This window comes from Pedobacter punctiformis (assembly GCF_027213715.1).
Classification (GTDB): Bacteria; Bacteroidota; Bacteroidia; order Sphingobacteriales; family Sphingobacteriaceae; genus Pedobacter; species Pedobacter punctiformis.
Genome location: NZ_JAPWGM010000004.1, coordinates 326410 through 340981, shown reverse-complemented (window position 1 = coordinate 340981; position 14572 = coordinate 326410). Strand labels below are relative to the sequence as shown.

The 14572-nt window shown below is 35.2% G+C and carries 16 protein-coding genes; 9 read left to right on the top strand and 7 right to left on the bottom strand.

The genetic code is table 11. The features are described 5' to 3' along the window. Nucleotides 1–76: 76 nt before the first annotated feature. From O0955_RS13710 to O0955_RS13700, 3 genes are all read right to left on the bottom strand, one after another. Nucleotides 77–1837: an ABC transporter ATP-binding protein gene (locus tag O0955_RS13710; RefSeq protein WP_269428118.1), complete on the bottom strand. Its 1761-nt coding sequence runs from the start codon at nucleotides 1835–1837 to the stop codon at nucleotides 77–79. Then, nucleotides 1821–3557 (bottom strand): ABC transporter ATP-binding protein, encoded by a 1737-nt coding sequence (locus O0955_RS13705; protein ID WP_269428117.1) that lies wholly within the window; start codon nucleotides 3555–3557, stop codon nucleotides 1821–1823. Before O0955_RS13705 ends, O0955_RS13710 begins: the two co-directional genes overlap by 17 nt. Before the next feature lie 136 nt (nucleotides 3558–3693). Further along, the gene (locus O0955_RS13700; RefSeq protein WP_269428116.1) at nucleotides 3694–4296 is read right to left on the bottom strand and encodes an LURP-one-related/scramblase family protein; all 603 of its coding nucleotides are present in this window, start codon (nucleotides 4294–4296) and stop codon (nucleotides 3694–3696) included. A gap of 176 nt (nucleotides 4297–4472) precedes the next feature. On the opposite strand from O0955_RS13700, the gene O0955_RS13695 reads away from it, so the two are divergent. After that, entirely contained in the window at nucleotides 4473–5318 is an 846-nt protein-coding gene (locus tag O0955_RS13695; protein ID WP_269428115.1) for a CvfB family protein, read from the top strand. 54 nt (nucleotides 5319–5372) lie between these two features. On the opposite strand, the gene O0955_RS13690 is transcribed toward O0955_RS13695, so the two are convergent. The 3 genes from O0955_RS13690 to O0955_RS13680 form a co-directional block, all read right to left on the bottom strand. Further along, nucleotides 5373–6056, bottom strand: coding sequence for an MCP four helix bundle domain-containing protein (locus O0955_RS13690; RefSeq protein ID WP_269428114.1), 684 nt, complete (start codon nucleotides 6054–6056; stop codon nucleotides 5373–5375). An 84-nt stretch (nucleotides 6057–6140) separates the two neighbouring features. Further along, on the bottom strand, nucleotides 6141–7574 hold the full coding sequence (locus O0955_RS13685) for an ATP-dependent DNA helicase (RefSeq protein ID WP_269428113.1): 1434 nt from the start codon (nucleotides 7572–7574) through the stop codon (nucleotides 6141–6143). Between the two features lie 260 nt (nucleotides 7575–7834). Then, on the bottom strand, nucleotides 7835–8974 hold the full coding sequence (locus O0955_RS13680) for a putative sensor domain DACNV-containing protein (RefSeq protein WP_269428112.1): 1140 nt from the start codon (nucleotides 8972–8974) through the stop codon (nucleotides 7835–7837). 249 nt (nucleotides 8975–9223) lie between these two features. Here O0955_RS13680 and O0955_RS13675 point away from each other — a divergent pair, with 249 nt between their 5' ends. The 6 genes from O0955_RS13675 to O0955_RS13650 all read left to right on the top strand — a co-directional run bounded on the left by O0955_RS13675 (nucleotide 9224) and on the right by O0955_RS13650 (nucleotide 12704). Continuing rightward, nucleotides 9224–10030: a DUF3822 family protein gene (locus tag O0955_RS13675; RefSeq protein WP_269428111.1), complete on the top strand. Its 807-nt coding sequence runs from the start codon at nucleotides 9224–9226 to the stop codon at nucleotides 10028–10030. After that, complete coding sequence (gene rsmD, locus O0955_RS13670) at nucleotides 10021–10560, top strand: 16S rRNA (guanine(966)-N(2))-methyltransferase RsmD (RefSeq protein WP_269428110.1); 540 nt, start codon at nucleotides 10021–10023, stop codon at nucleotides 10558–10560. Before O0955_RS13675 ends, rsmD begins: the two co-directional genes overlap by 10 nt. A 49-nt stretch (nucleotides 10561–10609) precedes the next feature. Next, the gene (coaD, locus tag O0955_RS13665) at nucleotides 10610–11071 is read left to right on the top strand and encodes a pantetheine-phosphate adenylyltransferase (RefSeq protein ID WP_269428109.1); all 462 of its coding nucleotides are present in this window, start codon (nucleotides 10610–10612) and stop codon (nucleotides 11069–11071) included. Between the two features lie 14 nt (nucleotides 11072–11085). Continuing rightward, nucleotides 11086–11421 carry a hypothetical protein gene (locus O0955_RS13660; RefSeq protein ID WP_269428108.1) on the top strand — a complete coding sequence of 112 codons (336 nt, stop codon included), beginning with the start codon at nucleotides 11086–11088 and terminating at the stop codon, nucleotides 11419–11421. A 181-nt stretch (nucleotides 11422–11602) separates the two neighbouring features. After that, on the top strand, nucleotides 11603–12109 hold the full coding sequence (locus O0955_RS13655; RefSeq protein ID WP_269428107.1) for an RNA polymerase sigma factor: 507 nt from the start codon (nucleotides 11603–11605) through the stop codon (nucleotides 12107–12109). Next, a complete protein-coding gene (locus O0955_RS13650; protein ID WP_269428106.1) occupies nucleotides 12099–12704 on the top strand; it encodes a hypothetical protein in 606 nt (201 codons plus the stop codon). The genes O0955_RS13655 and O0955_RS13650 overlap by 11 nt, the downstream gene beginning before the upstream one ends. A 120-nt stretch (nucleotides 12705–12824) precedes the next feature. On the opposite strand, the gene O0955_RS13645 is transcribed toward O0955_RS13650, so the two are convergent. Beyond that, nucleotides 12825–13439, bottom strand: coding sequence for an NUDIX hydrolase (locus O0955_RS13645; RefSeq protein ID WP_269428105.1), 615 nt, complete (start codon nucleotides 13437–13439; stop codon nucleotides 12825–12827). On the opposite strand from O0955_RS13645, the gene pyrE reads away from it, so the two are divergent. Both pyrE and O0955_RS13635 read left to right on the top strand, forming a co-directional pair. Next, nucleotides 13438–14103: an orotate phosphoribosyltransferase gene (pyrE, locus tag O0955_RS13640; protein ID WP_269428104.1), complete on the top strand. Its 666-nt coding sequence runs from the start codon at nucleotides 13438–13440 to the stop codon at nucleotides 14101–14103. The genes O0955_RS13645 and pyrE overlap by 2 nt on opposite strands. 26 nt (nucleotides 14104–14129) lie before the next feature. Next, nucleotides 14130–14528, top strand: a complete 399-nt coding sequence (locus tag O0955_RS13635; protein WP_269428103.1) for an SRPBCC family protein — start codon at nucleotides 14130–14132, stop codon at nucleotides 14526–14528. Nucleotides 14529–14572 lie beyond the last annotated feature (44 nt).

The following is a 14572-nucleotide window of genomic DNA, read 5'->3' as shown; positions in this document are numbered from 1 at the left end:
AAGCGGCTTGCAATGTGCCTATTTATAAAACAGTAAGCAAGTAATAATCTTGTTTGAATTAATTAGATTACACGAACTAGCTTACCCGTTTTCCTTTTAAAAGCATATCCAGGGCGTGTTGAAGCGTTCCGGCTTGTTGCACCTCTCCTTCATTTACAAAATAAATTTCGTCTGCGTTTTCAATGGTATTTAAGCGGTGTGCAATAATAACCAATGTTGTTTCTTTTGAAAGTTTATTTAAAATAGTGCTGAGCAATTGCTCTGTAATCGTGTCAATGTTGGCGGTTGCTTCGTCCAGGATCAAAAGATCAGGATTACGTAAAACCGCACGCATAAAAGCAATAAGCTGTTTCTGGCCTAAACTAATGCTATCCGAGCCGGAAGTAACCTGCGTATTTAAGCCTTCATCAAAAATGGCTAAAAGTGCATTGAGATTCGCATCTTCAATAATTTTTTCCAGTTCTTCATCACTTACTTCTTTATACTGGCTATTGCCGTACAAAATATTATCTTTAACGGTTCCGGTAAATAAGAAAGGTTCCTGCAGAATAAACCCTATCTTTCTTGTGCGTTCTTCAGCGCTAAAAGTCCTGATATCTTTGCCATTCAGTAAAACCGTTCCGCTGGTTGCATCATATAAACGGGCAATTAATGAAGCTGTAGTCGTTTTACCTCCTCCGGTTGGACCGATTAAAGCATAGGTTTTACCTTTTTCAAACTTTAAATTGATGTTATGCAAAATCTCTTTACCCGCATCATAAGAAAAATGCACATTTTTAAACTCAAGCAACGCATCAGAAGAAGGCACTTCTTTGCTTTCTATTTGCTTTAAATCTGTTTCTAACAATAAAATTTGAGAAATCCTGTCCCAACTTGCCATAGCCACCTGAAAACTTGTCCATAACGCTGCTAACTGTCTTAACGGATTATAAAAGTTGGTACTATAGGCAATATAACTCACTAATAAACCTATTGAAAAATGACCAATAGAAATTAAATGAATGCCATACAACAATACAATTAATTGTGCTACACTTGAAAATAGCCCATAAACAGGTACAAAAATGTTGTTTGCCAAGCCTGCACCAATAGCTGTTTTATAGTTTTCTTTGTTGGCTTCATCAAAACGTTTTCTAAAATAATCACGACGGTTAAAAGCAATAATAACTTTAAAATTATTCAGACTTTCCTGAATTTCGGCACTCATTCCGCCGACACTTTTAAGGTTTTTTGCATTTTTTCTTTTAACCCAGGGAGATAAAACCGTCGTAAATAATACAATTAAAACGGCCGGGGCAAGTGTAGCAGCACCCAAATCGATGTGAATAGACAGCAGAAAGATGCCTGCACCAATCATGGTTACAATACTTCCAATAAACTGCATCAGCGATTGCGAGAAAAATTGATTGAGTTTATCGGTATCGTTATTTACCCTTGAAATTAAATCTCCGGCTTTATTCTGGCTAAAAAAAGAAACAGGTAACTCCTGTAATTTATTAAAAATGGCATTACGCAGTGTGTACAACATGCGTTGACCTACCCCGCCCATTAATTTGGTTTGCGTATAACCGGTAACCATGGCCACCAAATACATACATAAAAGAATGCCCCCAGACATCAATACCCCCTGGTATTGTTTGGTACGAATATAAGCATCAATGGTGTGGCCAAAAAGCAAGGGGCCTAAAAGCAGTAAACCTGAGTTAACTAAAATGGCAATTAAAGCCAGCCAAAGGTTTTTCCGCTCTGCCGAAATTAATTTAAGTAATCTTTTAAGCGCCTTATATGTTGATTGCTTTTCCTGCTGTGGGCTAAGCTCGTTAAGATTGTAATTCATAATTGCTGGTACTCTGTTGTGAAGTATAAATCTGAACGTACTCCGGACTGGTTTTTAAAAGTTCCTGATGGGTTCCTTTTGCAAGAACTTCGCCTTGCATTAATAAAACAACCTGTTCATAATGCTCAACAGAGGCTATTTTCTGGGTTACTGAAAGTAAAGTTAAACCGGGATAATTGCGTTGAATATTTTCTAAAATCCTTTTCTCGGTGTTGTTATCTACCCGAGCGGTAAAATCGTCAAGTAATAAAACTTTTGGATTTACAGCAAGGGCTCTTGCCAGCATAATGCGTTGTTTTTGTCCGCCAGAAAGGCTGCTGCCCCGTTCAGAAACAATGGTATTTAATTTTTCAGGCAAAGCCTCCACAAAATCTTTAAGTTCGGCAGTTTCAATTGCTTTTTCTAAAGATTCATCTGTTACGGTATCGCTAAATGCAATATTTTCACGAATGCTCATATTAAAAATAATACTATCCTGAAATACGAAACCAACCTGTTTATGGAAATTTTCCTGATTATAATTTTTAATCGGCTGGTTATCAAAAAGTACTTCTCCTTCATTGGGTTCAATTAATCCCGTTAAAATGTAAAGCAATTGCGTTTTCCCCGCCGCAGTTGGTCCGATTACCGCTGTTTTTGATCCGGCTTTAACTTTAAAGGAAACATCTTTTAAAACTGGCTTTTGTCCGAATAACAAAGAAATATTTTTCATTTCTATATCACCATTAAGCGCTTCCATAATGGTGCCATCGTGTTTAACTTCAGCAGCATTTAAAATATTTTCTATCCTTTGATAAGATGCGGAGGCCTGCGCAATCACATTGCTCATAAAGCCAATTACCAGAATAGGGAAAATCAAAATGGAAAGGTAACTGCAAAAGGCTGTAAACTCGCCCAGACTCATGCTGTTGGTAATTACATAATGACCACCCAGCACTAAAATTGTTAGTCCGGCCAGGTTAGACACAAATACAATAATTGGAATTAAACCTGCAAAAAGTCTTAAAATGGACAAACCCAGGTCTCTGGCCTTAGAGTTGGCATCTATAAATTTATTGTATTCAAGCTGTTGTGAGTTGATTACCCGTATTAATGCGGCACCTAAAATACTTTCATTGATTACTTTATTTAACCAGTCTATTACTTCGCGACTCTTTTTAAATAATACTTTTACTTTGCTTAATACAAAGAAAAAAGCACCACCAATAATGGGTACAATAGCAATTACACAAAGCGCCAGTTTCCAGTTAATCATTAACAATAAAATACTGGCACCAACAATTAAAAAGATAGAGGAAGCAATAGAAACAATAGCCTGAGAAACAAACATCTTAATAGCGTCTGCATCTGAAGTTAAGTTTGTTAATAATTTTGACGGATTGGCCTGAATAACAAAAGCATGGCTTTGACGGGAAATCTGATCAGAAAGTTTTGTTCTTAAATCTCTTGCAACCCGTTCTGAAGCATAAGTTTGAACGATACTTTGCAGGTAAGTGAAAATAAAAACCAATAGTATGGCGCCTGCAAACTGAATGAGAATAGGTTCTGCCTTAAAAGTTTTGTTGGTATAAGCATCAATTCCATGAGAGATAATTTTAGGTAGCAACAGGTTTATACCATTACTTAAAAGTGCAAACAAGATGAGTAAGGAAATTAGTCCTCGGTAAGAGCCTAATAAGCTAAAAATACTGCTTTTTTTGGCTTCTTTTGTTTTGTCCATTTATTGAAGATACTTTGTATCCTTCAAATTTAGCTGATTTATTTGAAACACTACAGAAAAACCGGGCAAGTATTACAATTGGTAAATAAAATGACCGGGAGTTATACCGCCGGCCATTAATCTTTTAAAAATAAACCTATTTACCTTCTTTAAGTACCATATCAATGGTAATTGCCGTGGCTACTATGGCTACTTTTTGATTATTTTCTGCATAATTAGGATCAATAGATACATTATATTTATCAGCAGTAGTAAAAACCTCTTTTAATGCACCTCCCCATTTTTTACTGATTTTACCCATTTCTGCACCTGTGTTATTGGTAATGGTAAAATTCCAGGCTTTCCAGTCGCCAGAAATTTGCGCAATATTAGCACCTGTAGCCGGATCACTGATTGTAAATGTTGGTTTAAAGAATTTAAATTTTTGTTTAATGATGCCTACCTCCACACCCATCGGATCGGTAACTGTAATTTTAGACATCCAGAAAGTCCAGCCTCTGCTTATTGTTGCCTGCAACTGATTGTTAGCATCAGTAATTTCCAGTTTAAAGGGCATCATCGCCTTGTTAATCAATAAAGTTAAAGCCTTATGCCAACCACTTATTCTTTGTTTAATAATGCCAATTTGGGCACCCTGATCGTTGTAAACTTTATATTCGTTTGCAAATTTTAAGAAATTTACCTTTTCATCAATAAAATATTCGTCACTTAGAAAAAACGTTGGGATTTGTTTACTCATTTTTAATTTTCCTTAGATTAAGCCCGAAAATAATTATTTTTTATAAACTCATAGTTATCTGTTGATTAATTTTCAAAATGCTCCTTAATATTTAGCAGGCATTTACCCGTTAAAGATTGCTAACTTTGCAACATTAAAAAATTGCCATTGAAGATAATGGCTAACTTATATTTAGCATGATTGAGATAGGAAAATACAACGAATTACGGATTTTAAGTAAAACAGAAGCCGGATTAAATTTAACTGACGGTGATAAACTGGTATTGTTGCCTTATGTACACGTACCCACAGGTGCTGAAATTGGCGATAACTTAAACGTATTTGTATTTGTACAAAAAGATGGCAGATTAACTGCAACTACACAAAAAGCTTATGCCACCGTTGGCGATTTTGCCTTTCTTAAAGTCGTTTCTGATGGTGAAGATGGTGTTTTTATGGATCTGGGGATTGACAAAGATATTTATGTGCCGCAACGGGAGCAAAAAAGACCCATGCAAAAGGGTTATAAATATGTGGTTTATGTTTTTCTGGATGAGGGTAATGACCGTTTACTGGCTTCATCTAAATTATACGATTTTGTAGAGGAAGAAGGTTTTGATTTTGAGGAAGGTGATGAGGTAAATTTACTGATTACAGAAGAAACAGATTTAGGATTTAATGCCATCATTAACAATAAATACATTGGTTTATTATACTTTAATGAGGTTTTTGTAGATGTACAACCTGGAGATGTTAGAAAAGGCTGGATTAAAAAAATCAGAGTAGAAGGCAAAATTGACTTAACCTTACAACCCAGTGGCTACGGACACATTCTTGATTCGAAGGTTATGATTATGAAAGAATTGAAGAAAAGTGGCGGCATAATTGAACTGGGTGATAAAAGTTCTCCTGAAGAAATTTACCACAGGTTTCAAATTAGCAAAAGTGCTTTCAAAAAAACAATCGGATCCTTATATAAAGAACGTTTAATTACCATATCTGATGATGAAATTAAGCTTTTAACTGATGATGATGCCGAATAAATAGTAAAAAAAGCCTCTGAGTTTTAATAAAATTCAGGGGCTTTTTTTATTGGCTTAGTTTAAGTTAAACTTATTATTTTGAACTTTTACTGCGTTGGAGGCCGAAATAATTCCAACAATTAAAACGCCAATGGCAATGGCCAGAATGACCTGAAAAGTGGAATAAATTTTAGTTCCTGAAACAAAAACTTTGGAATCATTAATTAGCTCGTCTCCTACATTAGACTGGATTTTAATTAATGCTGACAATTTATTTAGTGTATTAGCAGAAATATCTCTTCCTGCGGTTTCATAAATCTTTCGTCCGTTTGCCACATCGTTAAGGGCGATATTCAGGATTTTGTTTTCAAATTCCTGCTGGATGAACAATGTATTTTTCAGATCATTTAAAAAACGCTGCTCTTGCTTAACCAGTAAGGTAAGCTGGTATTTATTGATGATAGAATCTATTTTATTGTTGTGATGGGTTAATTGTAAAAGCCCCGCAGCCGGAGTGATATTCTGATCTGTAAAGATTAAGATATTTTGCAGAACTGAGCTTTTTTGATATAAATTTTCGGCAATAAAATAAAGGTCTGTTGCCGGAACCAACCTGTCGTTGTACATGGAAACGAAAGATTCATTAATTTTTTTAACGCTTTTATCCTCTAAAAAACGAATAAGAAGAGAACAACACATAATACAGAAAAGTAAAAACGCAATTTTAAGTTTGTTCTTAAGGCTAAAAGCAAATTTCATAATAAGTGGTTAAACCTTAAATGTAAGCATTAAAAGGTTTAATGCAAAAACGGGTATAGAAATCAACTTTCTTATTACAAAAGACTAAAAATAATCTTCCTGTGCTACTGCAGCAAAAAGTTGAGGGGCAAAATTAACGAGGTATAATTCTTTTTTTGCCCTGGTTACGGCGGTGTACAGCCAGCGCAGAAAATCGAGGTCTATCATTTCCTCTGTTAAATAACCCTGATCGGCAAAAACGGCATCCCATTGCCCACCCTGTGCTTTATGACAGGTAACCGCATAAGCAAACTTAATTTGCAATGCGTTATAAAACGGATCTTGTTTAATGGCCAGCATGCGTTGTCTTTTATTGGCAATGTGCGAATAATCTTCATTCAGCCCTTCAAAAAGCTGTTTATTTTGTTCGTAAGGCAAATTGGCTGTTTCTATATTTAAAGTATCCAGCATTACCTTACAACTTATTGCACCTGCTGAAGGAAAATCCATGAATTCAAGGGTTGCATCAGCAAAGCGAAAACCATAACGTTCTTCTTCTCCACGCACCCTGATTACCTTGGCCATATCTCCGTTGGCAATAAAAGCGGTTTCTTCATTATCGGGCAGCCAGAAATAATTATTACGCACCACCATAATCTGATCGCCACCTGTTAATTCTTCTTCACGATACAACAGCCTTGCTCTGATTTGCTGATTGTACACATTAGCAGATTTATTAGAACGGCAAACCACCAGTGTATTTTCCATCCCGTATTTGCGATAAGCGTATTCTAAACCTTCTACCAAACGGGCGCCGCCCATATTGAAAATATCTTTGTAAGATTTGGTTAAAAATTTAGGTAAAGGATTTTCGGGGTTTTGGGTAATCTGCTTCCGGAGCATGGTAGCATTTGCCAAAATCCCGGATTTTTTTTCCTGCCGTACTACTTCTTTCAGCTCAACAGTGCTGATGGTTAATGCAAATTTATCTTTAAGGTATTGCTCATTTAAAGCAGGGCTATCTAAGCTGCCAACCGGAGGTAACTGAGCAGTATCGCCAACAAACAGCAAAAAACAATTTTTACCGTTATAAACAAACTCTAAAAGATCTTTTAAAATAGACGAGCCGGCATCATTCCATTCGTCGGCAATCATAGATGCCTCATCAATAATAAAAAGGGTGTTTTCTGAAAGATTCGGTGCAATTTGAAACAGCATTTCCGGCGATGCTGCAGATCGTTTTCTGTAAATTCTTTTATGTACCGTGAGTGCTTTTTTTGATGCATACTGACTCATCACCTTTGCTGCACGCCCGGTAGGTGCTAACAACTCGCTTTTTAAACCAAATTTTGGCAAAGCCTTTACCAATGCCGCTACAGAAGTTGTTTTACCTGTACCTGCATATCCTTTTAAAACGAAACAACGGTATTCATCTTCCTCCTGCAAAAATGCCGACATACGTTCGCAAAAAAGCAATTGCTCTTTGGTTGGTGTATGTTGGTAAGCCTGCGCAATGAGATAACTTTTACTGAGGATCATTGGTATTATTAAATTGTTTTGCGGTTAAATTGTTTGCAGTATAAGAGAAACAAAGTAATTAGAACTGGCCAACATGTCTAAACTGTATTGCAGCGATATCCTTTTTGTTTTGCAACCTTTTAATTTCTATTGACACAGGCACAAAAAGATTTAGCGGAAAGACAGACTATAGCATCCGATTAGTAATGCCGCTGGTTTTCAAATCACTTTAAAATCCTTTATTTTAAATCTGGTTTATAATTGCAATTACAACTTATAGATTACAAAAGTAAGGTTTCTATCCGATGCGCCATAACCATATTTTGCAGTTTACTCCAGCTAAATATTGTAAAATGACCATCCTGAGAAGCTACCAAACCAATGGCCTGTGGCTGATCATTAACAAACTGAGCTACAGAAAAGTGTCTTGTTCCACCCAACTGTCCGGGGAACAGGATTTTATCTTCGCCTCCAATAATTGGTTCCGAAAAGGCAATTTGCTCAACCGTTGGTTTTCCCTTTGCCCGCCCAATTTTTGCCCCGAAAGCAATTAAATCAAATTCTTCATTAATAATTGTAGCACCATCAACAGCAGTTAAACCAGCTAAATGTTCTACTTCTCTTCTTAATGCACCCTGCGAAAAGATTTCACTTTGATTTCCGCCTTGTTTGGCCAGGTTAGATAAACCACAAAATGGTGGTTCTATTAAATATTGAATTGGGTGGATAATAGATTCTTCCCATTTAGTATCATTTTTAGGTACAATAAGCAGCGCTCCTCCCCGGCCGTGGCCACGCATAGAAACTGCAAACTGAATTAAAATGTTAATTGGATCGTTCCAACTGGCCAGCACTGTTAAATCCAGTAACGCTTTTAGTATTGGCGGGCAATCTCTTTCATTGCAACTTGTATCGTCAACAATTCTGATTTGCTCACCTTTTAACACAGCAACGTTGGTATACTTGCCAATGCCATAAATACGGCGGTGTTTAATTACAATGAGTCCGGGTTCAGATACATCAACCACAAAACAAAAGTTTGGAATGTTTAGCGTTGTACCCCAGATATAAAGTTCGCCATCTTCTTCCCAAGCGCCTAAATGGATGCCAGACCGTTCGATACCTGGTGCTATTTTAGTTAAAGTATTGGCATTTAAAGCTAGTTTTTTGGCAAAAAGCAAAGGTTTAGAGGTTTGCGAAGGTGGCAGAAAAGCAATAGAAATGCGGGGCGAATGTCCTTCTTCTTTTCGTAAACTACTCCAAAAAGCGACATCAATTATGGCTTCGATTATTTTTTTATCAGGCTGTGTAGCCAAATCAATCTCACCCTGGGCAGTTGCCGTAGCATGAAGCTTAATAAAATGTTGCTCAATGGTAGCTGCAATGGTATTAGCCGCTTTATAAGTAGGTTTATAACTCATGTTTCGAATTTAAGCCGAATATTTCTAATATCTAATATGCAAATGGTTTGATTTAGGTAAAAAAAGCTGAAAGCAAAAAGAAGTAGAATATGTGAAGTTCGATGCACTTAGCATGAAAATGACCAAATAACGATATTAACTTGTAAATGGCTGGCTTATCAATCAATTGATGAACCAATAAACTATTGAACAAGCTAAAATCGTAAATCTCTTTGCGGTTAATCCTCAAAAAATTTTACTTTTGTTTTAATGAGTAACAACAGTCTTTTATTAGTCGATCCGAATTTTAAAGCTGATGCATCAGTTAATTGCCATTTATTATTAAAGATAACGAATGATAGTTTTTCTTATGCGGTAGTAAATAAAAACGATGAACAGATTAATTTAGTTTTTGATAAACAGGCTTGTACAGATGTTGAGCAAGACTTAAAAGATGCTTTTAAAAACGACCGTTATCTTTCTCTTCATTATGCTGCAATAAAAGTTGCGGTACATACCACCAATTTTATTTTTGTACCTGATGAATGGTTTGAGGCAGATAATTTAGCTGTATATTCTAAATACCTGGGTTTGGATGGTAAAGTTTATACACGCCACAATAAAGATTTGGGCTTTAATACATTTTTCTCCCTGGATGAAAAATTTGAAAATTACCTGCCCAAGCAAGCGGAACTTTATGCTCAATCGGAACCTTTACTTGCCCTATCCGGTCATTTAACAGCCGAAGCTTTACTTATTGATTTTACAGCTTCTTCTTTTAATGTTTTATACGTTAAGGACAAAAAAATAAACTTTCAAAACCACTATCAATCGGAAACTACTGAAGAGTTTAACTACTTTTTATTGCTGATTATTGAACAGTTAAACCTTAATGATGCCGTACCGGTTTATCTGGCAGGCATTATAAATGAAGATGATGATCTTTATAATTGTTTACTGAAATACTTTAATCAACTTTATTTCTTTCTTCCAACCGGCAGCCAACACAGTGAACTACTGGCCGATATGCCCAAACATTATTTTAGTGGCTTGCTTGCTTTAGATTTATGCGAATAATTGGGGGTAGATTAAAAGGTATTCGTTTGCAGCCACCTGCAAATTTACCAGTTAGGCCAACCACTGATATGGCTAAAGAAGCCTTATTCAATATTTTGAATAATAAATTCGACTTTGAAAATTGCAGCGTTTTAGATTTATTTTGTGGTACGGGTAACCTCACGTTCGAATTTGCTTCCCGTAATGCGGAAAGTATTTTAGCCGTTGATATGAATTTTGGTTGTGTAAATTGGGTTAAAAACACTGCTAAACAATATGAATTTGACCAGGTTGAAGTTAGAAAGGGAGATGTTTTTAAATTATTAAAGCAACTTACTGGCGGTTATGATTTAATTTTTGCCGATCCACCATATAACCTACCTAACATTCCGCAGATTCCAATACTGGTAAAAGAGCAGCAACTTTTAAAACCCGATGGTTTATTAATTGTAGAACATCAAAGCAATATGAAGCTGGATAATCAGCCTGGATATAAAGAAACCCGTAAATATGGAAATTCTTCTTTTAGCTTTTTTGAATACATAGTATAACAAAACCTTCAGTTTTTACCTTTTAAGCATAAACCTATATATTTGACTTATGAAGATAGCGCTATTTCCTGGTTCTTTTGACCCTATTACTATTGCTCATGTTAATATTTTACAACGTGCAACCCCGCTTTTTGATAAGATTGTGGTGGGCATTGGGTTAAACAGTTCTAAACAAAATTTTTTAAGTGCAGAGCAGCGTGAACAAATTTTAAATACGGTTTTTAAGGGCTACAAAAATATTGAAGTTCAAACTTATGAAGGTTTAACAGTCGATTTCTGCCGTAAAATTAACGCCAAATATATGGTACGCGGCATTCGCTCGGCATCCGATTTTGAATATGAAAGAGCCATCGCTCAAATTAACCAAACCATGATGCCGGAAGTAGAAACCATTTTACTTTTGAGCAAGCCTGAATATTCTGCCATCAGCTCTACTATTGTTCGTGATATTTTAAGAAATCACGGCGATGTGAGTCCTTTTGTACCTAAAGAGGCTTTAGGATTTTTGTAGATTAAAAATTAATTATGTTTCTTCATTTTGGCCATTCTGAAAGACTACTGAATTACTATGAAGACGAATCGGCTGTATGCGACAATTGCGGCGAAAAGGCTTTAACTTACAGAATAGTTCAAAAATATTATCAAATTCAGGGAATACCATTTTTGCCTGCTCATAAATATACTGGAGTGAGTTGCGAAAACTGTATGTATGGGCATAATAATGTGATTAGCGAAAATGCTAAACGTTATGAAAAATTATCCAAAACACCTCTCTATTTATATTCAGGTGCATTAGTGTTAAGCTTAACTTTTTTGTCATTAATTGTACTTGCTTGTCTATCTATTATTTTCCCTGATTAATTTGACTGAGATCACTATATCTGAAAATTATTTTAGCAGGAGTGTAACGTTTTAATTATTCAACTACTAATTGATTAAATTAAGACATTTAAAATATGAAGCCTCCAAAAATTTTAAAACCAAGTCAATATATAAAAGCAGCATTGTTTATCTTTTTAGTGCCTAAAATTAAGTTTGGGATATGCAGGAGTATACAGAAAAAATATTTCTGGAACTGATTAATAACAATAAAGCCATCATCTACAAGGTTTCGAAAATGTATATGGATGATGCCGAAGACCGAAGGGATTTATTCCAGGAAATTGTAATGCAGCTATGGAAAGCTTATCCTGGTTTTAAGGGCAACAGTAAATTTACCACCTGGATGTACCGGGTTGCATTGAATACAGCACTCCTGTTTTTAAAAAAGGAAACCAGAAAGGTAGATAAAACACCGCTTAACGAAAATATAGATCTTGCCGATGTTAATTACAGCTACGATAAAGAGGAAAAACTCGCTTATCTGTACAAAGCCGTACAAGAATTAAACTCAATTGAAAAGGCGTTGATCTTTCTTTTTCTGGAAAATCAATCGCATAAAGAAATTGCCCAAAATCTTGGTATTACAGAAGTAAATGCAAGGGTTAAATTAAGCCGGACTAAAGAAAAATTACAATTCATCATAAAAAAGAATGGTTATGAATTTTGATCAATTAAAAAATGACTGGAATAAACCAGAAACTGAAGAAACTGAAATATTACAAAGTATGTTGCATATAAAAGAAGCGCATACACCTATAGATAAAATAAGAAAGCAAATGAAGTGCGAATTTTTCGTTCAGCTGGCATCTTTGCTTTTTATTGCACTTACACCAAGAATATTTGGATTTCCACCAGAAATAAAACCAGTATTTATGGCTTTTTATGCTGTAACCTGTGGCTTTTGCGCATATTATTTCTTTAAATTTTATGTATTCTACAAACATTCTTACGATTTAAGCCTAGATACCCGTAAAAATTTGTTGTGGTTTTATTATGAAATGAAGTTAAACATTGAGCTTTATAAAGCACTGACTTATATTCTGGCTTTTATTGTTCTTTCGTTTGCAGCTGTATATCTTTTAATGGTTAGGGGTACCATTTTTCAGCATATTTTAGATAAGGTATCGATGATTTATATTATTTTAAATTGCTTTATTACCATCCTCATCGTTGGATTGATTACAGAATTATGGGCAAAATTTTATTATGGAAAGTATGTTAAAGAGCTCAAAAAAATTATTGATAAGCTTGATGATGAGTAAAGTATAAAATAAAGAAAGTATATCATTCTAAGCCTGCAAGAATTTATAATATTTTTAAATAGGTTCAACATCACAGATTGAAGAGGAATATTTGCATCCTCTTCATATATGAATACAACCTTAATTAATTAATTTTCCGGCTCTTAAAACATCAATAATAGAAGGATACGTATTTTTTAAAACAGGTACAATTTCTTTACCATGCAACCAAACGGCTTTATCAATTCCTTCTTCTTTCTGTGGAATTAATTTAGGTTCGCCTTTCACTGTCATTTTATACCAGTTGGTTTTCTTCAAAGCCATTTTTCCATTAAACGGATATACATGATAAGTTTTGCATAACTTTTCTTCACGTTTTAAAACTTTTATTCCGCATTCTTCTTCCACCTCGCGAACGGCGGTTTCTTTCATATTTTCACCATCTTCAAGCTTTCCTTTTGGCAAATCCCACTTTTTATTTCTGAAAATAAACAGATAATTACCGTTTGCACTTTCAACCAAACCACCAGCCGCTTTTATGACAATACAGGCCTTTTTAAGTTTTTTAAAAGTTTCGCGTGGGTTTTTAGATAAGAAAATGTAGTTTCTTTTGCTGCCATTTTTCAGTTTTTTATAAAAAATTTCTAAATCAAAATCCTGTATGTCAAGTTGTTGAATTTTTTCTGTTACTTGTGGTAAAACATCTGAGATAAACAAAGTGTTATCGTTAATAAATATTCTGTAATTTTGAGCCATGTATAATAAAAGTGATATTGAATTAAAGGTAGCGGAATTTTTATTACAAATAAAGGCAATTAAATTACAACCTAATAATCCTTTTACCTGGGCGTCTGGTTGGAAATCGCCGATTTATTGCGATAACCGCATTACCTTATCCCATCCACAGGTTAGAACATTCATCCGTCAAAAACTTGCACAACTTATTCAGGAAGAATTTGGAGCAGTTGATGTAATTGCAGGAGTAGCTACAGCAGGTATTCCTCAAGGTGTGTTAGTAGCACAAGAATTGGGCTTACCTTTTATCTATGTAAGATCAAAAGCCAAAGAACATGGCACCGGCAGCCTTATTGAAGGTGAAGTTGTTGAAGGACAACGCGTAGTGGTTATTGAAGATTTAATTTCGACAGGAAAAAGCAGCTTACAGGCTGTTGAGGCTTTAAGAAACGCTGGTCTTTCAGTGGCTGGTTTAGCTGCAATTTTTACTTATGGCTTAGCACAGGCAGATGAAAATTTTGCTGCTGCAAAATGTCGGTATCAAACCCTTTCAAATTATAGTGCACTAATTGATTATGCCGCTGAACACAGCATTATTGCTAAAAGCGAAATGGAATTGTTAGGCAAATGGCGCTTAAATCCTTCAGAATGGGGAAAAAATGAAGCCCTTAATTCTGAAATATAAATTCGAACTAAAATATAAAATAGATAATGACAATTATTGAGAGCGCAACAGAGGTTAATCTACCTGTTGATCAAGTTTATGCTTTCCTTGCAAACATGAACAATCATGAGCAACTGATGCCTGAAAATATTTATAACTGGTCATCTACAGAAGATGAAGCCCGTTTTACCATACAGAATATGGCAAAACTTGCTATAAAAATTTCCAACAGGGTCGAGAACCAGGAATTAACAGCAATTCCTACAGAAAAAGCACCTTTCGATGTAGAGCTTAAATGGACAGTTAAGGATAATGGAAATGGCACTACAACTGCTAAACATATTATTTCTGCTGATTTAAATATGATGATGAAGATGCTTGCATCCGGTCCTTTACAAAAGTTAGCCGATCATCAAACGCAAAAGCTGAAAGAAATTTTAGGATAGTCAAATCTAAATGGTCCGGATTGGCTTTATTTGCTAAATCTGAC

Bases quoted from the DNA above. Each gene is read 5' to 3' on its own strand.
- O0955_RS13680 (WP_269428112.1), bottom strand. From the start codon at position 8,974: ATGAGTTATAAACCTACTTATAAAGCGGCTAATACCATTGCAGCTACC.
- O0955_RS13690 (WP_269428114.1), bottom strand. From the start codon at position 6,056: ATGAAATTTGCTTTTAGCCTTAAGAACAAACTTAAAATTGCGTTTTTA.
- O0955_RS13655 (WP_269428107.1), top strand. From the start codon at position 11,603: ATGCAGGAGTATACAGAAAAAATATTTCTGGAACTGATTAATAACAAT.
- O0955_RS13645 (WP_269428105.1), bottom strand. From the start codon at position 13,439: ATGGCTCAAAATTACAGAATATTTATTAACGATAACACTTTGTTTATC.
- O0955_RS13700 (WP_269428116.1), bottom strand. From the start codon at position 4,296: ATGAGTAAACAAATCCCAACGTTTTTTCTAAGTGACGAATATTTTATT.
- rsmD (WP_269428110.1), top strand. From the start codon at position 10,021: ATGCGAATAATTGGGGGTAGATTAAAAGGTATTCGTTTGCAGCCACCT.
- O0955_RS13695 (WP_269428115.1), top strand. From the start codon at position 4,473: ATGATTGAGATAGGAAAATACAACGAATTACGGATTTTAAGTAAAACA.
- O0955_RS13650 (WP_269428106.1), top strand. From the start codon at position 12,099: ATGAATTTTGATCAATTAAAAAATGACTGGAATAAACCAGAAACTGAA.
- O0955_RS13685 (WP_269428113.1), bottom strand. From the start codon at position 7,574: ATGATCCTCAGTAAAAGTTATCTCATTGCGCAGGCTTACCAACATACA.
- coaD (WP_269428109.1), top strand. From the start codon at position 10,610: ATGAAGATAGCGCTATTTCCTGGTTCTTTTGACCCTATTACTATTGCT.
- O0955_RS13660 (WP_269428108.1), top strand. From the start codon at position 11,086: ATGTTTCTTCATTTTGGCCATTCTGAAAGACTACTGAATTACTATGAA.
- O0955_RS13675 (WP_269428111.1), top strand. From the start codon at position 9,224: ATGAGTAACAACAGTCTTTTATTAGTCGATCCGAATTTTAAAGCTGAT.
- O0955_RS13705 (WP_269428117.1), bottom strand. From the start codon at position 3,557: ATGGACAAAACAAAAGAAGCCAAAAAAAGCAGTATTTTTAGCTTATTA.
- pyrE (WP_269428104.1), top strand. From the start codon at position 13,438: ATGTATAATAAAAGTGATATTGAATTAAAGGTAGCGGAATTTTTATTA.
- O0955_RS13710 (WP_269428118.1), bottom strand. From the start codon at position 1,837: ATGAATTACAATCTTAACGAGCTTAGCCCACAGCAGGAAAAGCAATCA.
- O0955_RS13635 (WP_269428103.1), top strand. From the start codon at position 14,130: ATGACAATTATTGAGAGCGCAACAGAGGTTAATCTACCTGTTGATCAA.